The following is a 24,027-nucleotide window of genomic DNA, read 5'->3' on the forward strand; positions in this document are numbered from 1 at the left end:
ACGAGGGAGCTTCACGAATAGGAGCTTCACGAAAAGGAGAAGGGGGCGCCGCCGGTTCGCGCGGCCGGCGGCGCCGTCCGGTCAGTTGCGGTACTTGTCGGAGGTGTAGTCCTTCATGTAGTCCCAGTCGGCGAAGGTGTAGCAGTCCATCGACACCTTCAGACCGCTGGCCGCCTCCTGTTTGAGCCCTTCCTCGAGGGCGGCCTGCCGCTGCTTGACGATGTCGGCGCCCACGGTCGCCAGCGACTGGCCGCTGTTCAGCGCCTCACCCATGGCCGCCCACTCCCCGTCGGGGTTCTTGGCCAGCGCGTTGACGTACGCCTTGGACTTGGCGATGTCGGGGCACTTGAGCAGGGGCACGGGAAGCTGGACCCGGTAGCCCGGCTGCCCGCCGATCTGCATGATCTGCTTGAGCGCCGGGTCGGTGACCATCTTCTGGTTGTCGACGTAGGCCAGCGTGCCGAAGGCGCTCTTGTAGTACTGCTTGACGAAGTAGCCGTTGGGGTCGGTCATCCACTGGACGAACGTCCACATGGCGTCGGGATGCTTGGTCTGCGAGCTGACCCAGTACTTGTTGCCGTCGTACTTACGGCCGGCCGCGCCGGTCGGCCCCTCGTCCGGGTTGACCCGCGGCGCCACCACGTACTTGTCGCTGCTGAAGCCCTGGCTGGCCCACACGCTCGGCACCCAGGTGCCGTCGAAGAAGATGCCGGACTGCCCGGCGGCGAACTGCTGGCGGGAGAAGTTCTTGTCGTTGGTGCCCGGCGCCAGGTACCCGGCCTTCTTGAGTTCCTGGAGGAAGGCGAAGGTCTTGACCTGCCCGGGCTCGGTCAGATCGAACTTGCCCGTCTTGTAGTCGAAGAACTCGTCCGTCGAGACGCTGCCGATCAGCCCGAACCAGGGCCGCTGCATGTCCACGCCCTTGGTGGGGGCGCCGATGCACTGCGCCTTGGTCTTGGCCTTGATCTGCGCGCAGGTGTTCTTGAGGTCGGTCCAGGTCTTGGGCGGGTTGTTGATGTCCAGCCCGGCCTCCTGGAAGACCTGCTTGTTGAGGAACATGTAGCCGGGGCCCCAGTACAGGTTCTCCGAGAACGGGAAACCGTACGTCTTCCCGTCCTGCACGTTGATGCCTTCCAGGAAGGACCCGTCCGGCCAGCGCTTGGTGAAGTCGGCTGGGACGGTCCCGCTCGGGTTGAGCGGGCGGATCCACTTCTGGTCAAGCAGCTGGGACAGCCCGGTCGCGTTCCAGTAGAACATGTCCGGCGCCTGGTTGCTCTGGAAGGCCAGCGGCAGGGTCTGCATGTAGTCGGCCTGGGTGATCGAGCGCCACTCGATCGTGATGTCGGGATGTTCCTTGGTGAACTGCTTGGCGATGTCCTTGTGGAAGTTCACCTGTTCGGCGGAGAAGTCCCAGATCTGGAGCTTGGTCTGCGAACCACCTCCGCTTCCGTTGCTCGAGGTGCCGCACGCCGTCACGAGCAGTGACGCCATGGATACGGCGATCATCGCGGCGGTCCAACGCCGATGAGAATTCATGGACCCTCCAAAGGAGGCGGAGGTCAGGGGTGCACGGGCGGCGGGTAAGCGCTTACCCGAGGGTGGGTCCGAGGGTAGCCCGCCTCATTACCGGATTCAAGGCTTGTGAGAAAGCGGTTTCAGGTCGATGCTCGGCTGTGAGGATCTGCCGACCGACAGCCTCCATGGCCAACCGACGCCCGACGCATGCGGGTTATCCAGGCATTTCTCAGCCGCATCGCATCGGGGAGGCCGCGAAGGGGTCGGCGCCTTGGAAGAAGTTCAACAAGCGCTTTCTGATTTTGGGAGTACGTGTGCGTCTGCTCGCCTTCACCAAGCCCTTCGGCTCCATCGACGCTGCCCGGCTGGCCGAGGCCGTGGCCTCGGTCGGCGCCGAGGGGGCGGACCTCCTCGTGCGCGACGGGCAGACGGTCGGCCCCGCCGACCCCGACGGCATCGCCGTCGTCGCCAAGGAGCTCGAGCGCCGCGGGCTCACCCTCGACATCGTCACCACCGACCTGCTCGACACCGGCGCCGACGCCGAACAGATCATCGCGGCCTGCGGCGAGAGCGGCGTCCCCCTCGTGCGGACGGGTTTCTACCGCTACGACCCCGCCGTCGGGTATGGCCGGGGGCTGGAGGAGTCCAAGGCCGCGCTGGCCCGCCTGGCCGACCTCGCCGCCCGGCACGGCGTGCGGCTGGCGCTCCAACTGCATCAGGGTACGATCCACCCATCCGCCGCGCTCGCCCTCGCACTCGCGGGCGACCGCGACGACGTGCGCGTCTACGCCGACCCCGGCAATCAGGTCAAGGAGGGCAGCGAGGCATGGGCGCTCAACTTCGATCTGCTGGGCGATCGGATGGCCTGCATGGGAGTGAAGAACGCCGTCTGGCGATCCACCGCGGACGGCTGGGTGTGCGAGTGGCAACCGTTCGCGGACGGGGGCGTGGTCCGCTGGCCGGAGATCATCTCTGGGTTGCGCGCACGCGACTACACCGGGCTGCTGTCGCTGCACGTCCACTACCCGGCGGCCGACCCGGTGGCGGCCGTACGGAGAGATCTGGATCATTTGCGCGGGCTGCTCGGCTGACGGGCATGCCACGGGGCTAGGAGGAGCGGGTGCGCAGTCTGCGGCAGGGTCGCCCGGCCCGGGTGACGATCAGCGACGTCGGGGCGGCGGCGGGGGTGTCGGCCTCGACGGTCTCCCGCGTGCTCAACGGCACGGCCAAGGTCGACCCCTCGCTGGCGGCGCGCGTCCACGACGCGGTCAGGCAACTGGGCTACCGGCCCAACGCCGCGGCGCAGGGGCTGGCCCGCGGGGAGTGGGGCACCATCGGCGTACTGGTCCCCGACCTGGCCAACCCCTACTTTCCCGAGGTGCTCAAGGCCGTCTCGGCCGTCGCCCACTCCCACGGGCGACGGGTCATGGTCATGGAGTCGGACGAGGACCCCTCGATCGAGCACGACCTGGTCGAGGACCTGATGCGCAGTTGCGACGGGGTGCTGCTCTGCTCCCCCCGCATGGAGCGCGCCGACCTGGTCGTCCTGACCGCCCGGGACCACCCGCTCGTCCTGCTCGACCGGATAGTCCCCGGCCTGGCCGCGCCCGCGGTCTCCGCCGACTTCTTCGGCGGGATGATGCTGATCTGCGGCCACCTGGCACAACTGGGCCACCGCCAGGTCGCCTACCTGAGCGGGCCCGAGGCGTCCTGGGCCAACGCCGAGCGGATCAGGGCGCTGGAGGCGGCCAAGGCGTTCGGCCTCTCCGTCACGATCCTGCCGTGCGGGTCCACCAGCAGCTGCGGGTACGCGGCCGCCGCCGAGGTGGCCGGCACCGGCGCCACCGCGCTCACCGCCTACAACGACCTGGTGGCTCTGGGGGCGGTGACCCGGATGCGCGAGCTCGGGGTGCGGGTTCCCGAGGAGCTGTCGGTGGTCGGGTTCGACGACATCGCGCTGGATCACGTGGCGCACACGGGCCTGACCACGGTGTCGACACCCCGGGGACAGCTCGGCAGGCAGGCGGCCGAGATGCTGGAGACCCTCATGACCGAGCGGCACGACGGGGAGCCGGTGTACCTGCCGATGGAACTGCACGTCCGCGACAGCACCGCGCCGCCCCGCGTGACGCGGGAACCGGCCGGGTGACCGTACGGCCAGGCGAAACCGGGCCGGGTGACCGTACGGTCGTGCGGGATCTGGCCGGGTGACCGTACGGTCGCACATTCCGCGGCCGGACAGCCGGGCTGTTGACAATCGAGGGCGGCGGCGGCAACCCTGTCTGTGAAAGCGCTTTCCCAGCAGAGGAGCTAGCCTGTGGACACCGACCACCGCGCAGGACAGCCTGGCAGCGACCGAGACGACCTGCGGCATCAGGTCCTGGACCTGGTAGCGCCGTTGATCTCCCGGTTCAGCCCGGGCAGGGGGCGGCTGCGGCTGGGGTTCAGCACGGCGCACTACGACCCGGCGGCCGCCGAGCTGGAAGCGTTTGCACGCCCGCTGTGGGGGCTGGCGCCGCTGGCGGCCGGCGGCGGGGCGTTCGATCACTGGGAGCTCTGGAGCGCCGGCCTCGCCGCCGGGACCGACCCCGAACACCCCGACTACTGGGGCGCGGCCTTCGACCGGAACCAGCGGCTGGTCGAGACCGCCGCCCTCGGCCTGGCGCTCGCCCTGGCCCCCGAGCAGATCTGGGACCCGCTGACCGGCCGGCAACGCGACACGGTGGCCGCCTGGCTGCGGCACGCGGTCACTGTTGAGCCGAACGACAACAACTGGCTGTTCTTCCCGGTCATGGTGGGCCTCGGGCTCGACCGCGTCGGGGTCTCCCACGACCACGACGCCAACAGGGCCAGGCTCGACCGGCTGGAGCAGTTCGACCTCGGACGCGGGTGGTACTCCGACGGGCCCAAGTGGCAGCGCGACTACTACATCCCGTTCGCCATGCACTACTACGGCCTCATCTACGCGGCGCTGGGCGACGACCCGGCCAGGGCCGAGCGCTTCCGCGAGCGGGCGGCGGCGTTCGCCCAGGACTTCCAGCACTGGTTCACCAGCGAGGGGGTCGCCGTCCCGTTCGGCAGGAGCCTGACCTACCGCTTCGCACAGTCGGCGTTCTGGGGGGCGCTGGCCTTCGCCGGGGTCGAGGCGCTGCCCTGGGAGGTGACCAAGGGACACCTGCTGCGGAACCTGCGCTGGTGGTCCCACCGGCCCATCCGCGATGCCTCCGGGCTGCTCACCATCGGTTACGGCTACCCCCAGCCGCACATGGCCGAGCAGTACAACGCGCCCGGCTCGCCGTACTGGGCCATGAAGGCGTTCCTGCCGCTCGCCCTGCCCGCGGAGCACCCGTTCTGGGCCGCCAAGGAGGCCGACGCTCCCCCGCTGCCCGAGGTCAGCACCCAGCCGGAGGCGGGCGTGGCGCTGCTGCGCTGCGAGGAGGGGCGGCACGTGGTGATGCTGAGCGCGGGGCAGCACGCCCCGTGGGCACGGCACGGCGCGGCCAAGTACGCCAAGTTCGCCTACTCCACGCGGTTCGGCTTCAGCGTGCCGGCCGGGACGCTGAAGCTGGAGCAGGGGGCCTTCGACAGCACGCTGGCGCTCAGCGAGGACGGCGAGCACTGGAGGCCGTGCGAGCTGCCGTACGACGTCTCCGCCTCGGACGGTGTCCTGTACGCGCGCTGGACTCCCTGGGACGACGTGGAGATCGAGACCTGGCTGGTGGCGCTGCCCCCGTGGCACGTGCGGGTGCACCGGATCAGAACCGGGCGGGCGCTGCGCACGGCCGAGGGCGCCTTCGCGGTCGACCGGGATTCGCCGCCCACCCGGGTCGACACCGGTCCCGGCCGGGCCAGGCTCGACTCGCCGCACGGCCTGTGCGCGATCGAGGACCTGCACGGCCGGCGGGAGGGGGAGCTGGTCGTGGCCCTGCCCGGCACCAATGTGTTCGCCCCGCGCACCACGATCCCCACGCTGAGGGGCGACCTGCCGCCCGGCGAACACCTGCTGGTCTGCGCGGTCATCGGCCTGGAGGGAGCGGGCTCGGCTTCGGCGGACGAAGACGGGTGGCCGGAGCCTCCCGCGTGGGATTCCATCGAGCCCATGCTCAGCCCGGCGCCCACACCATGAGGCCGGCTGCCGAAAGGATCCGGGAATATTGCGTTGCGTGGCGGCGCTGAGGGTCCCACTATGTTCCTCATGTTCAGGCACGATCACCTCGCGACGCCCGCCAACGCGGGCGCGTTCGAGCGTGCCTGCGACGGCCTGGAGCGCTGACCTCTTCCCGTAAGTCCTGTGGTGACCCGGCGGGGGGAGGTAGTCGGCCCGTGCGGGTCACAGCACATCCAGGACTTCAAGAGGAAGAACATCATGGCCAAGCAGGCCTATGTCCGCAGCAAGCCGCATCTCAACATCGGCACGATGGGCCACGTCGACCACGGCAAGACCACGCTGACCGCCGCGATCACCAAGGTGCTCGCGCAGCGGGGCCAGGCGACGTACACGCCGTTCGAGCGGATCGACCGCACGCCCGAGGAGGCCGTGCGCGGCATCACGATCAACATCTCGCATGTCGAGTACGAGACCGACACCAGGCACTACGCCCACGTGGACATGCCGGGCCACGCCGACTACGTGAAGAACATGATCACGGGGGCGGCGCAGCTCGACGGCGCGATCCTCGTCGTGTCCGCCCAGGACGGCATCATGCCGCAGACCAGGGAGCACGTGCTGCTCGCCCGGCGCGTCGGCGTCGAGCACCTGGTCGTCGCGGTCAACAAGGCCGACGGCGCCGACCCGGAGCTGACCGACCTGGTCGAACTGGAGCTGCACGACCTGCTCGCCGAGCACGGCTACCGGGACGTCCCGATGGTCCGGGTCTCCGGGCTGCGGGCGCTGGACGGCGACCCCGAATGGACGGCGTCGATCGGCGCGCTGCTCCAGGCGGTCGACGACCACATCCCGGTGCCGGTGCGATACGTGGACGCGCCGTTCCTGATGCCGGTGGAGAACGTGCTCACGGTCACCGGCCGGGGCACGGTCGTCACGGGCGCCATCGAGCGCGGCACGGTCCGCGTGGGCGACTCGGTGGGCGTCGTCGGGTTCGACGACGCCCCCGGGACTGATGTCGGGTTCACCGCGGTGGTGACCGGGGTGGAGACGTTCGGCAAGACGATGGAGCGGGGTGAGGCGGGTGACAACGCCGCCGTACTGCTGCGCGGTGTCCGCCGCGACCAGGTGCGGCGGGGCATGGTGCTGGCCGCGCCCGGCAGCCAGCGGGCCCGCCGGTCGTTCACGGCCCGGATCTACCTCCTCACGCCCGAGGAGGGCGGCCGGCGCCGGCCGGTCGCGTCCGGTTACCGGCCGCAGTTCTACCTGCGCACCACCGACGTACCCGGCGAGCTGGTCCTGGACGACCCCGCCCAGCCGGGCGACACGGTCGAGGTGCGGGTCGAGCTGGGCAAGGCCGTCGCTCTGGAGCCGGGCCTCGGCTTCGCGATCCGCGAGGGCGGCCTGACGGTCGGCGCGGGCACGGTACTCGACGTACCCGCTTGACGCCGGTCGCGAGGTAGCCGCTCTTTGTGGCCTGCCCACAGTCGCTGTGGGCAGGCCATCTTGGCTTGATCGTTCCGTCAGTGGGGTTGGACGGGCGGCGAAGCCCACGCGTCAGCCCAAAATGACCGTGAGGTCGAACGTGCCCTGGTGAGGGATGCGAAGGGCATGGAAGCGGCGGCTGCCGTCGCGGAAGTAGCGCACGGTGCCGGCCGCGACGGTCGCCTGCAGAGGGGTGCCCCAGCGGAAACGGATCGTGGTGCGGCCCCGGCGCACGTCGAAGCCGTCGGCGGTGGCGGTGGTGGAGCCGCCGAACGTGGCCGGCGTGCCGTCGGTGAAGGTGAGGACGTCCTCGGGCTGGAGGACGAGGGGGATCTGCTCGGTGGCCGCGGCGTTCGCCGTGACCGTACGCCGGATCGTCCGGTGGGTGACCAGGACGTCCGTGGTGACGTTCGCGTTGCCGTACCGGATGCCGAGGGCGGCGGGGGCCCGGCCGCCGGTCCACTCGCTGCCGCCGGGGGCGCCACGGAAGTAGGCGGCCGGGAGGGGGCCGTTGGAGTCGGGCGCCTGGCCGGGGAAGACGGTGGACCAGCAGGCGTAGTTGTTGTCGTTGAGCCCGCAGATGATCGTGCCGGCCTCGGGATGCCACAGGAAGGTCAGGCCGGTGCGGGCGCGGGAGGCGCGGTCGCCGAAGTAGCCGCCCAGGTACAGGCCGGGCTTGCGGACGTACAGGAAGTCCTGGCCGCGGTCCCTGCGCAGCTCGACGAAGTCGTTCGAGCGCAGGTAGGGCAGGTCCGCGATGGCGGCGGCCCGCTGCCGCCGGGTGGGGAAGCGCTCGCCGTACAGGCCATGGGTGAGGATGCGCGGTGAGGTGTCCTGCTTGGCGAGCGGTGTCACCGGTTCGGTGGAGGCGGCCCAGGTGGCGCGGGCGTCGGCGAGGTCCTCGCGGGCGGTCATGAACGCCGACAGCAGCGGCACCTGGCGGGTGAACGTCCAGTTGAGCGCGGTCCTGTCGGGATCGGGCCGGACCTCGTCGTACCAGCGCGCGCTGGTGCGGGTGGACGGCGCGACGTTGACCAGGTACCCGGCGCCGTCGGGCTCGCGCAGCAGGTTGTAGGACAGGAAGCCGGTGAACTTGCGGGCCATGTCCACCAGGTGCGGGTCCTGGCTGTGGAGATAGGCGTCGGCCAGCTCGGGCAGCATGACCTCGAAGTTGTAGTTCATGTCGTGGCCGCCCTCCTCGTGGAAGAAGCCCGCGGAGCTCACGCCGGTCGCGGCGATCCTGGCGAACGCCTCGCGCAGGCTCGTGGCGAGCGCGGGATCGGGGTCGAGGCTGAGCGCGTGCGTGGCCCCGGCCAGGCCGGAGGCGGTCTGGTTGGCGTAGTTGAGGGGCTCCTGCCAGACGGTGCGGTTGGCGGGGTCGAGGAACCACGTCATCGTCGTCCGTAAGGCGGCGCTGATCTGGGTCTGCCGGGTGGGCAGCGCCCCGGTCGCGCGCAGGATCCGCAGCGTCTTGGCGAGGTAGCCGAGGCCGAACCCGGTGGGGGCCAGGCCGTGCTCGTTGCGGTTGTACTCGGGGAAGGAGCCGTCGGCGTGCTGGAGCGACAGGTAGTGGCCGAGCGCCGCGTCGAGCGCGGCCAGCAGGTTCGGGTCTCCGGAGTACGGGTTCCACGGGCGGGCGTTGGCGTAGAACCAGGCCAGCGTGAAGACGTGCTCCTGCACGCGGGCGTTGTACGGCGCCGCCGGCGAGCGCCACCAGCCGCCGGCGAAGAAGCCGGTGTCGTCCATGTCGTTGACCATGGGCGTGAGGGTGGCCAGGTACGGCGCGAAACGCTGCTCGTGGGGGGCGAACAACCTGCGGTCCAGACCTGGCAATGGCGCCACATCGGCGTAGGCGGTGCCGGGCATGAGCACGGGGACGGCCGGGAGCAGGGCGGCGGCGCGGAGGAGGGTGCGGCGAGAGAGCATTCGGCGAGAGAGCATGGTCAGCCTTTCAGACCGGTGTGCGCGAGCCCCTCGATGAACTGCCGCTGGGCCAGCACGAAGACGACCAGGATGGGCAGGGCGGTCATCGTCGCGGCCGAGAGCTGTACGTTCCACAGGGGCGAGCCGTAGGCGTCGACGAACTGGGTGAGCGCCTGCGGCAGGGTGAACTTCGACGGGGTGGACAGGAACACGATGGGTTCGAGGTAGAGGTTCCACGAGTGCAGGAACGTGAAGATGGCGACGGCGCCGAGCGCGGGCCTGGCCAGCGGCAACGCCACCCGGTAGAAGGTGCCGAAGCGGCCGAGCCCGTCGACCCTGGCGGCCTCCTCCAGCTCGCCGGGCAGCGTGATGAAGAACTGCCGCATGATGAACGTCGCCAGCACGCCGGGCGCGCCCAGGATCGGCACCAGGATCAGCGGCCAGTGCGTGTCGGTCAGCCCCGCCGTGTGGAACATCTGGAACAGCGGGACGATCGTCACCTCGCTGGGGATCAGCAGGCCGACGAGCACGACCAGGAAGAGCGCGTTCTGACCGGGGAAGCGGATGCGGGCGAAGGCGTAGCCGGCCATCGCGGCCACCGCCATCGTGCCGGCGGTCACCACCGCCGCGATGTAGAGGCTGTTGAGATACTGCTGCCCGAACGGCTGCAGCTCGAAGACCCGGCCGTAGGTGGAGAAGTCGAACCTGGAGGGCACCAGCGCGGGCGGGAAGGCGAAGATGTCGCTGATCGGCTTCACCGACGAGGTGACCATCCACCAGGTCGGGAACACGAACGGCACGCACAACACGCACATCAGCCCGTACAGCGCGAGCTTGACCCTACGACTCATGGAAGACCCACTTCCGGCGCAGCCGCCACTGCAGCAGTGTCAGCGCCGCGACGATCAGGAACAGCAGGACCGACAGGGTGGCGCCGTAGCCGAGGTGCCGGAACTGGAAGGCCTGCTGGTACAGGTAGTAGACGAGGACCGTGGTGGACATGCCGGGCCCGCCCTGGGTGAGCACGGCGATCTGGGCGAACACCTGCAGCGACCCGACCACGGTGATGATCGAGGTGAGCAGGATCGTCGGGCTGATCTGCGGCACCGTGATGCGCCGGAAGCGGGTCCAGGCGCCGGCGCCGTCGAGCTGCGCGGCCTCGTAGAGCTGGCGCGGCACGCCCTGGAGCGCCGCCAGGAACAGGACCATGTTGAGCCCCACGTTCTTGACGACCTGGACGACGATGACCGACAGCAGGGCGGTGGTCTCGCCGCGCAGCCAGTTGGGGCCCTCGACGCCCGCCAGGCCGAGCACGCCGTTGACGCCGCCGTCCTGCTGGAGCAGGAACTGCCAGACGATCGTCCAGGCGACCAGCGACACCAGCACCGGCGAGAAGAACAGCGTGCGGAAGAACGTGGTGCCGCGTAGCCGCTGGTTGAGCAGGATGGCCAGGGTGAGGGCGAGGGTGAGGTTGAGCACGACCAGACCGGCCGAGAAGAGCGCGGTGCTGGTCAGCACCTGCCCCATCTTCGGGTCGGCGAGCAGCTTGGCGTAGTTCTCGGCGCCGGCGTACTCGAACGTGCCCGCCAGCACGTTCCACTCCTGGAAGCTGTAGTAGACGACCAGGCCGAGCGGCAGCAGGACGAACAGCACGCTGCCCACGAGTTGCGGGGAGATCAGCAGGTAGCCGACGAGGGCGTCGCGCCGGGGGACGGTCCAGAAGGTGCGGGGCCGGGTGGCGGCGCGCACGGCCACCCGGTCGCGGAGGTCCGTCGCCGCCATGTCATCCGCCCAGCAGTGGCTGGATCTTCGCGCACACGCCGTCCAGCACCGCCTTGACGTCGGCGTCCGGCTTCCACAGCGGGTCGAGGGCGGCCCTGGCGGTCTGCGCGAGCTCGGCCTGACCGGCGTGGCTGGGCTTGACCACGCCCTTCTGGATGCCGTCGATCACCACTTCCTGGAGCTGCTCGCCGTTCAGCATGGGGCTGGTCTTGGCCATGGTGTCGGCGGTCAGCAGCGAGCCGCGCGCGGGTGGGAAGTACGCGGCGAGCTTGGCGGCGTTGGCGGCGTTGGCGAAGTAGGCGAGGAAGTCGGTGGCCTGCTGGGCCCGGGGCGACTTCTTCAGCACGCCGATCCCGGCCTGGCCGATGACCGCGTACTTGCCCTTCGGCCCGGCGGGCAGCGGCACCAGGTCCCACTTGAACGTCGCGTCCTTCAGCATGGCGGCGCGGGAGATCTGGGCGACGGCCATCGCGGTGTCGCCGGAGAAGAAGTCGACGGCGGTGCCCGGCCCCGGCATGGACTTGTCGGTGAAGATCGCCTTGTGCACGAACGTCATGGCCTCGACCATCTCGGGCGCGTTGAACTGGCAGGTGCCGCCGTCGTCGCTCCACGCCTTGGCGCCCCAGCCCTGCCAGACGGTGGCGAGGTTGTCCCAGGCCTTGTAGTCGAAGTTGAGGATGGTCAGGCCGTTCTTGCCCTTCGCCGCGATGGCCTTGTTGATCTCGTTGGCGTGCTCCCAGTCCCACTGGCCGGCCTTCATCAGCTCGCGCGGCGGCTTCTGGCCCGCGGCCTTGACCAGGTCGGTGTTGACGAAGACGCCGAAGGGCGAGGTGGAGAACGGGTAGGCGTACAGCTCTCCGTCACGCTCCCACAGCCGGGTGGCGGCCGGGACCAGCTCGCCCACGTTCTCGATCTTGCTCTTGAGCGGGACGAGGGCGCCGGAGCCGACGAAGTCCGGGGCGGAGTTCTCCAGGATCCACGCCAGGTCGGGGGGGTTGCCGCCGGCGATCTGCGTGGTCAGCGTGGTCGTGTAGTTCTCGAACGGGATGGGGTCGAAGGTGATCTTCCCGACCTGCGGGTGGGACTTGCGGTACTCGGCGGCGATCTCGTTGAACAGCTTCAGGTGGGCCTCGTTGGAGGTCCAGATCGACATGCGCAGCGGCTGCGGGCCCTGCGCGGCCGGCGCGGTGCCGCCGCCGCAGGCGGTGGTCACGAGGAGGGCGGTCAGCGAGAGGGCCGCCAGTTTCCCGGGTGCTTTCATGGGGGTTTCTCCTTTTGCCGTCGATGACGCTTCAGTAACCGGTGACGTCGGGCCAGCGCAGCTCCACGCCGTCGCGGACGAGCCGGTGCTGGAAGTCGGCCAGGAGCCGGTCGTCAGCGCGCACGGCGTGCGGCGTGGTGGCGCGGTCCAGGCAGAAGGCGGCGAGCGCGCCGGCCGCCTCGCCGACGTTCCACTCCACCGGATGCAGGCGGTAGGCGCCGTTGGTGATGTGGGTGGTGCCGATGTTCTTGCCGGCTGGCAGCAGGTTGGTCATCCGCTGCGGGATCAGCGCCCCGAGGGGGATCTCGAACGGGGAGCAGGCGACGTCGATGTAGTTGTCGCCGCCGGTCGACGGGTGCAGGTCGATGCGGTACATGCCCACGCCCACGGAGTCGTGATAGGAGACGGCGCCCTTGTCGCCGCGTATCGCCACCGACAGGTCCTGTTCGGCGACGGTGGTCAGGGCCCGGATGCGCCGGGACTCGCGGATGTAGGGGGCCTGGGCGAGTCCGTCGGCGCTGCCGGTGACGTCGCCGCGCGGCCGCAGGCCCGGGTATCCGGTGCCGCCGTCGTGGCGGGGGGCCTCGGTCTGCAGCCAGTACAGCACCGACAGGGACAGCTCGCGGGCGGCCGCCAGGTGCCGGTCGGCGTCCGGCACGTCGATGACCGGACCCTCCAGGTAGTCGATCATCGGCCAGTTGACCAGGGTGATGTCGCTGGCGTAGGCGCCCTGCGTGAAGTTGCGGCGCGCGGCGATCCTGCGGAAGGTCCACAGGTTGGCGTCGCCCGGGTTGACGCGCTGGTCGGCCTCGACGAGCTGGGGGTCGTCGTCGGGATTGGGGGTGAAGGAACGTTCCATGATCGCGAGAGTGCGCGGGTTGGGGCACCGCCACGACAGCAGCTTGTCGCCCCAGAAGGGCGGCTCGTACGCTCGCCAGAAGTCGTAGGAGGCGGGCCGGTCGATCGTGTGGTCACCGTCGACGTGGTCGACCGCGAAGCAGACGGAGACGGCCTGCATGTTCAGCGGCTGCGCCTCGGCGGGCGCGCTCGGCTCGCCTGTTTCGGACTGCGACTCGAATCCGGTGACGTACTCGGTGCCCGTCAGGGGCAGCAGTTCGCCGGTCTCGGTCGCGTCCAGCACGTACGGCGCGCGCAGCACGATCTGCTCGGCGTCATTGTCACGATGTGCCAGCCGTACCGAAGTGACGCGGTCGCCATCCACCTCCGCGCCCACCGGCCGGTACGGCTGCAGCACCCGTAACCGGCCCGAGCCCCGGTAGGGGGCGAGCATCGCCTCGATCACCGCGACCGCGACCCTGGGCTCGTGGCACAGGCGGCTCACGTGACCGGCTCCCGGGTTGAACTCCCGCTGCGCCCGCGCCCGTTCGGTGAGCGGGTAGTGGTCGCGGTAGTACTGCCGGATGCCTTCGCGCAGGGTCCGATAGCTCGCCGTGACACCGAACCGCTCCACCCAGGAGTGCTCGTCGGGCGGGACGGCCTGACTGGTGAGCTGGCCGCCGAGCCAGTCGTGTTCCTCCGTGAGGACCACCGTGCGGCCGGCCCGCAGCAGGGCCAGCGCGGCGGCGACGCCACCCAGCCCGCCGCCGACGATGACCGCGTCTGCCGATATCTCAACCACGTAGGGATCTCCTGTCATATTCCGGATGCCGGAGCCAGCGTGCTGCCGGCGATCAGCTCGCAGGGCAGCAGTTCTTGTGGGGTCCCGCCGGTCTCCAGCACTCCGGCCAGCAGTTGTACGGCTCTGTGGCCCATCTCGCGCCTGGGGATGCGGAATCCCGTGAAGTCGGTGTCGGCCTCGACGGGCCGGGTGAACGCGCCCAGGGTGAGGATGGACAGGTCGCGGGGAATCTCCATGTCGCGCTCCCTGGCCGCTCTGGCGAGCGCGACGCAGTCGGCGTGCTCCTCGACGAAGACCGCCGTCACCCCGGCCGCGACCAGGTCCTCCAGAGGTGCCTCGGGCGGGAGGTGGCGGCCGTCGGCGCCGTTGGCCGCCACACCCTCCTGGAACCCGCGCAGGCGGTCGGCCCTGGACTCGCCGCCCGTGCCCGCCCCGACATAGGCCAGCCGCCGATGGCCGAGGGCCACCGCCCGCTCGACCAGTGCCCGGACCGCCGGTGGGTAGTCGGCTCCCACGTACGGCACCGGCCCGCCCGCGTCGTCGCGGCGGCCGACGGAGACGAACGGGATCCCTTCCGCCAGCAGCCGGGCCAGGTCGTCACGGTCGACCGTACGGCCCAGCAGCAGGCAGCCGTCGGCCAGCCGCACGCGGCTCTCCTCGTTGAAGATCTGCCGTCGCGCCCCCGAGACCGCCCTGGCGCTGGTGAACAGCAGCAGGTCGCAGCCGATCTCCTCGGCGCACTCCTCGATGCCGACCAGGAACGGGTGGTAGAAGTCGGCGCTCTCGGTGGGGAAGACCGCCTCGTAGGTGAACACGCCGAGGATGCGGTTGCGGCCGTCGGCGAGCCGCCGCGCGGCGGGATCGGCCACGTAGCCGGTCTCCTTGATCACCCGCAGGACCCTTTCGCGGGTCTCGGGGGCGATCCGCACCTCGGCGTCGCCGCGCTTGTTGAGCACGAGGGACACCGTTGTCTGGCTCACGCCGGCCATCTTGGCGATGTCCTGCTGCGTGAGACGTCGGCCCGGGCCGGTCACCGTCTGTGTTCTCCCATGATTCGGCAATGCGCATTAGCAAGTTGGTAGGGCCTTATCTTTCGCACGGCACCCCGTGCTGTCAAGAGTGGATTTCCCGGTGATAATTCGCATTAGCATCTTGACACGGCGTTCCGCCTGGGGAGAGCGTGTGAATCCGCACCGCGACGCAGCGTGAAGGAGTCGAAGTGGACACTCCCCAGCCATTGATCCGACGGCGGACCGTGTTACTGGGCGCGGCGGCGGGCGTGGCCGCAGGCCTGAGCCTCGGACCGGCCGCGAGCGCGGCGGCGGGCCCGGCCGGGATGCCGACCTACCGGTACCTGCGCGACGCGCTGGCCCTGCCGCTCAGCCACAACCCGACGGGGGAGTTCATCTTCCCCTGCATCAGAGGGGTGTACGACAAGCTCAGCGATCCCCGAGCGCGCTACTACCTCTACTACGCCCCGCATGAGGAGCCGGGCGGCATCTGCGTGGCCTTCGCCAACTCCCTGACCGGCCCCTTCAACGACTACTCGGGCAACCCGCTCATCGACAACCACCTGCCGACCGCCACGGTCTCACACGTGTCCTCACCTCACGTGACCTGGGACGCCGCCACCCGGCAGTTCTTCTGCTACTTCCACGGCGAGAACTACACCACGCGCGTGGCCCGCTCCACCGACGGCGTCACCTTCACCGACGAGACCCCGATCCTGAGCACCCGCCTGGTGCCCGGCACCTCCGAGACCTCCTACGCGCGGGTCTTCGAGCATGCGCTGCCCGGCCGGAACAACAAGTACGTGATGACCTTCATGGGGGTGCGCAACGGCCGCCGCATCTTCTACGGCTGGTCGCCCAACGGCTGGGACGGCTGGCAGTTCAGCGCGACCCCGCTGGTGAACCCCGAACCCGACGGCCTGACCGACATCTCCGGCGCCACCCTCGTCAAACGCAACGGAACCACCTACGTGGCCTACCACGGAAACGACGGCATGATGCGGATCACCGAGGTCGGCAACGCGTTCGACAAGGAGACGCACCTCGGCGTCTTCCACTCCCCGATCGCCTCGGACAACGGCAGGGTGGCGGCGCCGTCGTTCGGCACCCAGGACGGTGTGTCGTACATGTTCTACGAGGCGGGGCCGCGACTGAACGCACGCATCTGCATCGCCCGGGCTGTCTGACATTCGCGATTCACACTCTGAGTACTTGCCGTCACCGCCGGTATACGTGATGCTTACTGACCTCTTGAGCTAATCGGCGGAAAGCTCCCAGAACGCGTCATTCGTGCGGAGGGAGCGGCAACCAGAGAGGTAGTACGTCCCCGTGACCCGTGGCACGTGGCCCCAGCAGCCCACCGAAGTACCAGCGCCGACGTCCATAGAACCGCTGCTGACCAGGGACTACGACGCCGATCCCGCGCTCGTGCACGAACGCCTGCGCGCCAAGTACGGACCGGTCGCCCCGGTCGATCTCCTCGGGGTGCCGGTCTGGTTCGTCCTCGGCTATGAGGACGTGCTGCGCGTCCTGCAGAACTCGGGCGGCATCTGGAGCAAGCATGTGGACCGGTGGCACGCCTACGTGGAGGGCCGGGTACCGGCGGACTGGCCCCTGCTCCCCGTCTTCCAGGTCAACAGCTCGGCATTCCAGGAGGGCACCGCGCAGCACGAGTTGCGGGCCGCGTGGACCAGCGCGCTCGTACCGTTCCAGGAACCGTCCCAAGCGCAGGCGAAGAAGTTGGAACACGCCATCGTGCGCTACGCCGACGACCTCCTCGACGTGCTGGCGGAAGGCGGCTCCACCGGATGGGCGGACCTGGCCGCGCAGTACGCGCGGCCGCTCCCGCTGATGGTCGCCAACCGCCTGCTCGGCTTCACCGCGGCGCGCGGCGAGGACGTGGTGATGGACATCTGGCGGATGATCGACGCCGGGCCCGACGCGCCCGCGGCGTTCGAGCGCCTGTACGCCGCCATGAGGGAACTCGCGGCCACCAAGCGCGACCATCCCGGAGACGACCTGCCCTCCTACATGATCCAGGCCAAGCCGGACTTCACCCTGGACGAGCTGGCCCGCGAGCTCCTCATGCTGCCCGGCCTGCTGGACTTCACCGCCAGCCTCGTCTGCAACGTGGTCGTCGAGGTCATCTCCAACCCGGATGTCCGCGAGAGCCTGTCGGTGGGATCCATCGACGAGACGGTGAACCGGGTCGCCCTGCTCAATCCGCCGATGGCCAACCTGACCTTCCGCTTCCCGATGACGGACGTGAAACTGGGCAACTACACGATCGCCGCCGGCGATCCGGTGATGCTCTCCGTCGCGGCCGCCCACGCCGACCCACGGTTCGCCGGGGCGATCGATCGCCAGGCCATCCGCAGCACCCGCGCACACATGGCATGGGGAGCGGGACCACACAGCTGCCTGGGCCAACGGCTGGCGACCCAGATCACCATCATCGCCGTACGCCGACTCTTCGACCGATTCTCCAAGATCAAGCTCGCACTTCCAGCCGACCAGCTGCCCTGGCGCCCATCCCCCTTCATGCGAGCGCTGCGGTCCCTGCCCGTCCAGTACCAACTCGCCGCCGACCACATCCACGCACCTACCACCGGTCCCGCCGACGCGCAGCCGTCCCCAGCGGACGAGGCCGCCGGACAACCGGCACCCCGTTCCCCACTATGGAACTTCCTGCGCGGGCTGCGTCGCCCACGATAAGGAGCCGAGCCGAGTCACCTCATCTGCGGGGCCCGGTGAACGCGACCCGCACGGACCGCAGCATCTGCGCCACGGTCCGGCACAGGCCGACCGCGTAAGGCCTCGACGACCACCTCGAACACCACGTCCTCGCAGCGGACAACGGTGCGACGCCCGAGTAGTGGCTGCAGTGCCTCAGCCTGTCGGCGAAGCGTCATCTTCGATACGTTCAAAAATATCCGCGTCGGTCTCACGCTGCCACTCGGGAAGATACTCCCAATCGGCCACATAAGACGGCTTTGGAGTTTCAATGTGCTTATAGATTTGAGCGATCCAGCACAGGGCCACGAAACGGCCTCTCTGTTCGCGGGTCAGCTTCGCGGTGCTGCCAGCGCTGATCTCGACGAAGGTCCGCACTTGGCTGTAGACGGCGGCAGCAGCTTCACGTTCCCATTCGGGCGTCTCCTCCCAAGGAGTGACGTAGGACGGCTTGGGTTCGCCAGGGTAGTGCTTGTTCACCCCGGCGATCCAGGCCTCGCGGAAAGTGCGACCCGGCTCGTCTGCCGCAGACTGCATCATGATCCTCTCGATGGTGGGCGGGAGCCGACAGGCGGGTGATACATTCGCTGTTCAGCTCTCTTTGTACGCCCGCACGCCGACCGATCAAGCTCTATGGGCATCCGTTAGCCTAATAGCTCCCGGCGCAGGGACATACGCGTTCAGCCTTCTCGGCCCGGTTTTGCTGAGTACAGATGTACACCGTCCTCAACCTGCGGTCGGACGTTCTCCCCCTTTTTGATGCATTCACCGACGCCTACGAGCTTGCTCCAGCAGGTGTTGTATCGGGCCTACCTGTCGCCGCTTACTCCGGCACCGGGTCGCGGCCCGCATCATCCCATGCCCAAAAGCCTTGCGGAAGGCACGGGAGCCTGATCGACGTCCGGCAAACGTCATTTCGTTCACGCGGCGGCGAGGGCGCCTGGGACGGGATGGGGAGTTCGAACCACACCGCGCGCCCGAACCACCGCCGTCTGACGCCCCATGTCGCGGCCAGGGCCTCCACGATGTGCAGGCCACGGCCGCTGGTCTCGCTGAGGTCGTTGCGGAGGCGTGGCCTCGACCACCATCCCTGGTCCATCACCTCGACGCGGACCCGTCGGGGGTCCAGCCGCATGCGGACCCGGAACGATCCGCGTCTCCATCGGCCGGAGATCGTGTGCTTTATGGCATTGGCCGAAAGTTCGGTGGCCAGGAGGCGCAGATTATCCAGGAGATCTTCGTCCTCGGCGGTCTCGGGACGTTCGACAACGAGCCACCGCGTCGCATAAATCCGTACATCACTCATAATGTCCGGACGACCGGGAAACCTCATATCGCCGACCATCCGCATGTCAAGCGCTGCCATTTTTCGCCACCTTTTGTCCCAAACATCCACTTCCCCGCATATGCCAGCAAAGATCTCGCCAGCCCCTGCCATATAGACGGCGGCCTACTATCTGCCGCCAACCACTTCACAACGCTGCTCGCAACGAGCTACTTGTGTGCGAGAAAAGTCCCAGAGCGGTCCCAGACTTTCACTGGCACTAAACCAGAAAGCTGGAATGGACCTGGCGCAGGGAGCAGTGATGCCACCACTTAAAGAGCTGGACCCGACCGCCAGCCCAACAGCGCGTTTCGGCGCGGAACTACGTAAATACCGACTCGCCGCAAATTTGACTCAGAGCCAGCTCGCCGACCGCATTGGCTACAGCAAAAGCCGCATCGGCAACGTGGAGCGCGGCGACGAGAATCCCACACGCGAATTGATAGAGCTCTGCGAAAAGGCGCTCGGCCTGGAGGGTGCGTTGCTCACCTACTGGCCGGCCATCAGCGGCAAGGGCATGCCTGACTGGTATCGGCAGTGGCCGCCGATCGAGCGGAAGGCAGATCAGATCATCAGCGTCGCCCCGCTGATCGTGCCAGGGCTGGCGCAGACCGAGGAGTACGCTCGCGCGATCTTCTCCGGGGAACCGGACGCGACGCCTCAACAGGTGGAGGAGGCAGTCCACGCCCGCTTGGAACGGCAGGCCATCTTTGTCCGGCCCGAGCCGCCCCAATACCTCGCCGTCATCGACGAAAGCATCCTGTATCGTCCGATTGGAGACGGTTCTGTGACCCGTCGCCAGCTGGAACATCTGATCGTCATGGCCGAGAACAACTGGTTCAGCGTCCAACTCGTCCCGTACGAGGCCTCGTGTACGGCAGTGCTGGTGGGCCCGGTTGTCTTGGCGCAGGAGAACGGAGTGCCGATCGCCGCGTACGTCGAATCAGCCCTTCACGGTCGCGTCGTCGACAAACCCGAAGAGATCAAACGGCTCGTGGCCAGGCTCGAATGCGTGCGTAAGGCGGCGCTCCCCGAGTACCTCTCAATGCAGCGCATCAAGGGGAGAGTTGCAGCGTGGAGCTGAGCGAAAGAATCACCAGGGAGATCGCGGATCCAGCAGGATGGATCACCGCATCAAGTGGCCAGGGCGGCGAGTGCCTGGAGGCCAAGCACCTGTCCGACGGCCGCGTCGCCCTGCGCGACACGGAGCAGCCCGACATCCAGCCGTGGGTCCTCCGCCGGGCCGTCTGGGACAAGTTCATAAACGGCGCGAAGAACGGCCTGTTCGACTGACCACGAGGCCCCGGCGCTCCGCCCGGGGCCGTCGTGTCCCGTCAGGTGCGGGTTCCGGTGGCGAATCGGACCGTGCGGGGTAGCACGAACGTCTTGTACGCCAGGGCGTCTTCCAGGGCCGCCCTGGCCTCCCGGTGCAGGTATTCGGGGATGGTCTCCAGGGAGGCGCGGCGGGCGGCCGACCACAGCCAGTCCCATACCTGCCCGGCCTCGACGATCACCTCGAACACCACGTCCTCGCAGCGGACCCCGTCCAGGCCGCCCTCTGTTAGCAGCTCGGTCAGTTCCTCGGCCGTGCTGAGGGTGCGGTGGAAGGGGGCGGTGCCCGCGGCTGTGGTGAACGGGGCCAGGGCCCGCGCCACCAGGCCGAGCAGCTCGGTTTCGGCCGGGCTCGCCTGGGCCAGCAGGCTGGCGGCCAGCCGGCCGCCGGGCCGGAGCAGGCCGGTCATGGAGCGTACGGCGGTCAGCGGGTCGGGCAGGAAGTACAGCATCATCCCGGCCAGGACGACGTCGAACCGCTCCCCGGGCAGGAGTTGCTCGGCCCGTTCGGCGTCACCCTGGAGGACTGTGGCGTGGGTCAGGCCGTGCCGTTCGATCTCGGCGGCGGTGGCGGCGACCATCCCCGGCGCGAGGTCCAGCCCGACCACCCGGCCGGTCGGCCCGACCGCTCCGGCCGCCGGGACGAGCGAGGCGCCGGTGCCGCATCCGGCGTCCAGTACCCGGTCGCCCGGCTCCGGGGCGGCCTGTCGTACCAGCTCGGCGGCCACGGGGGCGAAGAACGGCACGCCGACCTGTTCGTAGGTGCCGGACGCGCGGTCGAACACACCGGCCATGTACTGCTTGGCATCCAAGACGTCTCCTTGCGGCAGCGGGGGGTTGTGGCAGAGCAGAAAGGGATTCGCGGTGGGCTGGGGGCTGGCGGTGGCGGGGAACGGCAGGCGCGCGGGACCAGCCCGGGGACTCGGCACACGACCGTCCCGGGCCCTCGGCCCCGGCCCATCAGACCCCGGCCCGTCGGGCTGATGGCCGTCAGACCCCGGGCCATCCAACCCGGGGCCGTCAAACCGACGGCTATCAGGCCCCGGGCCGTCAGACGTTGGATGGTCCAGCGGGGTCGAAGCGGAGGCGGAAGGTGACCGGCCGCGCCTGGAGCTCGTACTGCGGCAGAGTGGCCGGGCCGCACGACGCGGTGCCCACCCCGTGCTGGGCGAGGTCCAGGTTGACGTGCACCCGGTCACCCGGCTTCAGGTCGGGCCGGTGGCGGGCCGCCTCCAGTTCCGCGGTGGTCCAGCGGCGGGCGGTCAGGCCGAAGACCGGGTCGCCCGTCACCCTGATGCCCCCGGACGGGCTGGTCAGCTCGGCCCACCGGACATCTGCCCGGTGCCCGTTCTCCTGCGGGTAGACGTACGGCGTCTGCAGGTCCTCCACGGTGGCGGACCAGCGGCCGACCCTGGCGGCCATGCCGGTGTCGGGGTACGCCTCGCCGGGGCCCCTGCCGAACCAGGTGACGTCGCCGAACGCAGCAGGCAGCGCCATGACGACGCCGAGCCTCGGGAGGGGTTCGGTCCAGTCGCCGTCCGGCTCGACGTCCACCGTCAGCTCCAGCCCGCCGTCTGTCGCCACCCATCGGTAGACGACGTGCAGGCCCAGGTCGGTGGCCGCCGGTGCGACCCTGGCGCGTACGGTGAGCCCGTCGCCGGTCTCTATGGCGTCCACCCGGTGGGTGAGCCGGTGCAGGCCGAGGTTCCGCCACCGGTCCGCCAGACCGCCGTAGGTGTCGTTGTCGATCGGCGCCCGCCACAGATCCAGCCGCGGCCCCTCGACCTCGATCCCGAACAGGCGGGTGAGCCGCCCGGTAGCGGGGTCGAAGTCCAAGCCCGCCACAGCTCCGGAGCCCGAGCTCGCCGTAGCTCCGGAGCCCGAGTCCGCCACAGCCCCCGCGCCTCCGGCCTCGGATGCCGGGCGAGCCTGTTCCTGGACGCCAGATGCCAGGCTCTCCCCGGATTCAGGTGACAGACGGGTCTGGCCCCAGGCCACCTCGTGGCCCGCATCGGCCCATGGCTGGTCGGCGGCGAGCACGGCCCGTACCGTCAGCCAGCGCTCCCCCTCCCCGGCAGGCAGGTCGGGCAGCTTGACCTCGCCCCCCGCCGCGGGCACGTCGAGCGGGAACTCGGCGACCGGCACGCCCTCCTCCTCGACCACCGCGACGAATCCCAGGTGCGACAGGTCGCGGTATCCGTGGTGGTTCGCCACCCGCACGACCTGCTCCGCGAACTCGAACCGGACCGGCTCGAACACCTTCTTCAGGTCCAGCAGCCCCGGCGAGGGCGTCCGGTCGGGGAACAGCAGCCCGTCGATCACGAAGTTCCCGTCGTGCACCGGCTCGCCGTAGTCGCCGCCGTACGCGTACTCGAACGACGGGTGGGCCAGCCCGTGATCGATCCACTCCCAGATGAACCCGCCGGCCAGCCGCGGGTACCGCTCGAACAGCTCCTGGTAGTCGGCCAGGCCGCCGGGCCCGTTACCCATCGCGTGGGCGTACTCGCACTGCAGGAACGGCATCGCCCGCCGCCGCGCGTCCAGTTCGGGGTCGGACAGCGGCTCCTCCACCCCCTGCCCGATGGCCTCAACCTCGGCATGCGAGGCGTACATCCGCGAGTACACGTCGGTGTCGGCGCAGGAACGGTCGCCCTCGTAGTGGATCGGCCGCGACGGGTCGCGCTGCCGGGTCCAGTCGGCCATGACGGCCAGGTTGCGGCCGACTCCGGCCTCGTTGCCGAGGGACCACATGATCACGCTCGGGTGGTTCTTGTCGCGTTCGACCGTGCGGCGCATCCGGTCCAGCAACGCCTCGGCCCAGCGCGGGTCGTCCGTGGGGTTGGCGCGCCAGCCGACCTCGCCGAAGCCGTGCGTCTCCAGGTCGCACTCGTCGATCACCCAGAGACCCAGCTCGTCGCAGAGGTCGAGGAAGTCGGGGTGCGGCGGGTAGTGGCTGGTCCTGACCGCGTTGACGTTGTGGCGCTTCATCAGCAGGACGTCGGCGCGCATGGTCTCGTACGGTACGGCGCGGCCGTGCTCGGGGTGGAACTCGTGCCGGTTCACGCCCTTGAACAGCAGGGGACGGCCGTTGGCCAGCAGCACCCCGTCCTCGATGGAGATCGTCCGGAACCCGACGCGCACCCGTACGGACTCGTCGGGCAGCGTGACGACTGCCTCGTACAGGCGGGGCGTCTCAGCCGTCCACGGCTCGGCGTCGACGGTGATCTCGGTGCCGGGCGCCAGGTCGGCGATGCCGAGCTCCGCGATGGCGAGCCGTCCGGGGCCGTCGAAGCTCAGCGTGCCGTGACCGTCGGCATAGGAGGCGTGGACGAAGACGTCGGCGGCCGAGCGGGTCAGCGACACGTCCCGGAAGATGCCGGGCAGCCACCACATGTCCTGGTCTTCCAGGTAGGAGGCGGCCGACCACTGGTGAACGCGGACGGCGAGCACGTTGCGGCCCGGCACCAGCCACGGTCCGGCGTCGAACTCGACCGGCAGGCGGCTGCCGGTCGAGAAGCCCAGCTCGTGGCCGTTCAGCCAGACCCTGGCGAAGGACTCCACGCCCTCGAACCGCAGCCGCCCGCCGGTCCAGCCCTCGGGCAGGTCGAAGGTGCGGCGGTGGTCGCCGGTCGGGTTCTCGTTCGGCACGTGCGGCGGGTCGACGGGGAAGGGGTAGACGACGTTGGTGTAGGCGGGCGAGCCGTGCCCGTGCAGTTGCCAGTGCGACGGCACCGGCAGGGAGTCCCAGGCCGAGTCGTCGTAGCCGGGGTCGGCGAAGTCGTCGGGCAGGTTCGCGCTCGGCGAGAGGCGGAAGCGCCAGTCGCCGTTCAGGTCGAAGGAACGGGCGTCAGAACGGAGTGCGGCCCTGGGGTCGAGGCGACCCGAACCAGGGGCGAAGTTTTCGAGATCCATCGTCGA

19 protein-coding genes are annotated in these 24,027 nt (G+C 69.5%); 8 read left to right on the forward strand and 11 right to left on the reverse strand.

Features of this window, described 5'->3' with window-relative positions:
* Window positions 1-81: 81 nt before the first annotated feature.
* Complete coding sequence (locus AB0F17_RS02430) at window positions 82-1,536, reverse strand: extracellular solute-binding protein (protein ID WP_358014900.1); 1,455 nt, start codon at window positions 1,534-1,536, stop codon at window positions 82-84.
* Window positions 1,537-1,829: 293 nt separating this feature from the next.
* Between AB0F17_RS02430 and AB0F17_RS02435 the strand changes: the two genes are divergently transcribed.
* The 4 genes from AB0F17_RS02435 to tuf all read left to right on the forward strand — a co-directional run bounded on the left by AB0F17_RS02435 (window position 1,830) and on the right by tuf (window position 7,066).
* Window positions 1,830-2,606: a TIM barrel protein gene (locus AB0F17_RS02435; protein ID WP_358014903.1), complete on the forward strand. Its 777-nt coding sequence runs from the start codon at window positions 1,830-1,832 to the stop codon at window positions 2,604-2,606.
* A gap of 29 nt (window positions 2,607-2,635) precedes the next feature.
* On the forward strand, window positions 2,636-3,664 hold the full coding sequence (locus tag AB0F17_RS02440; RefSeq protein ID WP_358014906.1) for a LacI family DNA-binding transcriptional regulator: 1,029 nt from the start codon (window positions 2,636-2,638) through the stop codon (window positions 3,662-3,664).
* Between the two features lie 168 nt (window positions 3,665-3,832).
* Window positions 3,833-5,641: a DUF2264 domain-containing protein gene (locus tag AB0F17_RS02445; RefSeq protein WP_358014909.1), complete on the forward strand. Its 1,809-nt coding sequence runs from the start codon at window positions 3,833-3,835 to the stop codon at window positions 5,639-5,641.
* A 240-nt stretch (window positions 5,642-5,881) separates the two neighbouring features.
* Window positions 5,882-7,066, forward strand: coding sequence for an elongation factor Tu (gene tuf / locus AB0F17_RS02450; RefSeq protein ID WP_358014913.1), 1,185 nt, complete (start codon window positions 5,882-5,884; stop codon window positions 7,064-7,066).
* Between the two features lie 111 nt (window positions 7,067-7,177).
* Here the strand turns inward: tuf and AB0F17_RS02455 are convergent, their stop codons facing one another.
* The 6 genes from AB0F17_RS02455 to AB0F17_RS02480 are packed head-to-tail and all read right to left on the reverse strand — an operon-like array spanning window position 7,178 to window position 14,744.
* Entirely contained in the window at window positions 7,178-9,031 is a 1,854-nt protein-coding gene (locus tag AB0F17_RS02455; protein ID WP_358014916.1) for a hypothetical protein, read from the reverse strand.
* 17 nt (window positions 9,032-9,048) lie between these two features.
* Window positions 9,049-9,879 (reverse strand): carbohydrate ABC transporter permease, encoded by an 831-nt coding sequence (locus tag AB0F17_RS02460; RefSeq protein ID WP_358014919.1) that lies wholly within the window; start codon window positions 9,877-9,879, stop codon window positions 9,049-9,051.
* Window positions 9,869-10,810: a sugar ABC transporter permease gene (locus tag AB0F17_RS02465; protein WP_358014922.1), complete on the reverse strand. Its 942-nt coding sequence runs from the start codon at window positions 10,808-10,810 to the stop codon at window positions 9,869-9,871. The genes AB0F17_RS02460 and AB0F17_RS02465 overlap by 11 nt, the downstream gene beginning before the upstream one ends.
* A 1-nt stretch (window position 10,811) precedes the next feature.
* Entirely contained in the window at window positions 10,812-12,071 is a 1,260-nt protein-coding gene (locus tag AB0F17_RS02470; RefSeq protein ID WP_358014925.1) for an extracellular solute-binding protein, read from the reverse strand.
* Window positions 12,072-12,102: 31 nt separating this feature from the next.
* A complete protein-coding gene (locus tag AB0F17_RS02475) occupies window positions 12,103-13,710 on the reverse strand; it encodes an FAD-dependent oxidoreductase (RefSeq protein WP_358014928.1) in 1,608 nt (535 codons plus the stop codon).
* Between the two features lie 14 nt (window positions 13,711-13,724).
* Window positions 13,725-14,744 (reverse strand): LacI family DNA-binding transcriptional regulator, encoded by a 1,020-nt coding sequence (locus AB0F17_RS02480; RefSeq protein ID WP_358014931.1) that lies wholly within the window; start codon window positions 14,742-14,744, stop codon window positions 13,725-13,727.
* A 185-nt stretch (window positions 14,745-14,929) separates the two neighbouring features.
* On the opposite strand from AB0F17_RS02480, the gene AB0F17_RS02485 reads away from it, so the two are divergent.
* On the forward strand, window positions 14,930-15,907 hold the full coding sequence (locus AB0F17_RS02485) for a hypothetical protein (protein ID WP_358014934.1): 978 nt from the start codon (window positions 14,930-14,932) through the stop codon (window positions 15,905-15,907).
* Window positions 15,908-16,049: 142 nt separating this feature from the next.
* Window positions 16,050-17,435, forward strand: coding sequence for a cytochrome P450 (locus AB0F17_RS02490; protein WP_358014937.1), 1,386 nt, complete (start codon window positions 16,050-16,052; stop codon window positions 17,433-17,435).
* A 174-nt stretch (window positions 17,436-17,609) separates the two neighbouring features.
* On the opposite strand, the gene AB0F17_RS02495 is transcribed toward AB0F17_RS02490, so the two are convergent.
* Window positions 17,610-17,993 (reverse strand): hypothetical protein, encoded by a 384-nt coding sequence (locus AB0F17_RS02495; protein ID WP_358014940.1) that lies wholly within the window; start codon window positions 17,991-17,993, stop codon window positions 17,610-17,612.
* A gap of 283 nt (window positions 17,994-18,276) precedes the next feature.
* On the reverse strand, window positions 18,277-18,819 hold the full coding sequence (locus AB0F17_RS02500; protein WP_358014943.1) for an ATP-binding protein: 543 nt from the start codon (window positions 18,817-18,819) through the stop codon (window positions 18,277-18,279).
* A gap of 196 nt (window positions 18,820-19,015) precedes the next feature.
* On the opposite strand from AB0F17_RS02500, the gene AB0F17_RS02505 reads away from it, so the two are divergent.
* Window positions 19,016-19,861 carry a helix-turn-helix transcriptional regulator gene (locus AB0F17_RS02505; RefSeq protein ID WP_358014946.1) on the forward strand — a complete coding sequence of 282 codons (846 nt, stop codon included), beginning with the start codon at window positions 19,016-19,018 and terminating at the stop codon, window positions 19,859-19,861.
* Window positions 19,852-20,070: a DUF397 domain-containing protein gene (locus AB0F17_RS02510; RefSeq protein WP_358014949.1), complete on the forward strand. Its 219-nt coding sequence runs from the start codon at window positions 19,852-19,854 to the stop codon at window positions 20,068-20,070. Before AB0F17_RS02505 ends, AB0F17_RS02510 begins: the two co-directional genes overlap by 10 nt.
* Before the next feature lie 41 nt (window positions 20,071-20,111).
* Here the strand turns inward: AB0F17_RS02510 and AB0F17_RS02515 are convergent, their stop codons facing one another.
* A complete protein-coding gene (locus tag AB0F17_RS02515) occupies window positions 20,112-20,921 on the reverse strand; it encodes a methyltransferase domain-containing protein (protein WP_358014951.1) in 810 nt (269 codons plus the stop codon).
* A gap of 238 nt (window positions 20,922-21,159) precedes the next feature.
* Window positions 21,160-24,021 carry a glycoside hydrolase family 2 TIM barrel-domain containing protein gene (locus tag AB0F17_RS02520; RefSeq protein ID WP_358014954.1) on the reverse strand — a complete coding sequence of 954 codons (2,862 nt, stop codon included), beginning with the start codon at window positions 24,019-24,021 and terminating at the stop codon, window positions 21,160-21,162.
* Window positions 24,022-24,027: the final 6 nt, after the last annotated feature.

Origin of the sequence: Nonomuraea sp. NPDC026600 (assembly GCF_040638335.1) — a bacterium.
Classification (GTDB): Bacteria; Actinomycetota; Actinomycetes; order Streptosporangiales; family Streptosporangiaceae; genus Nonomuraea.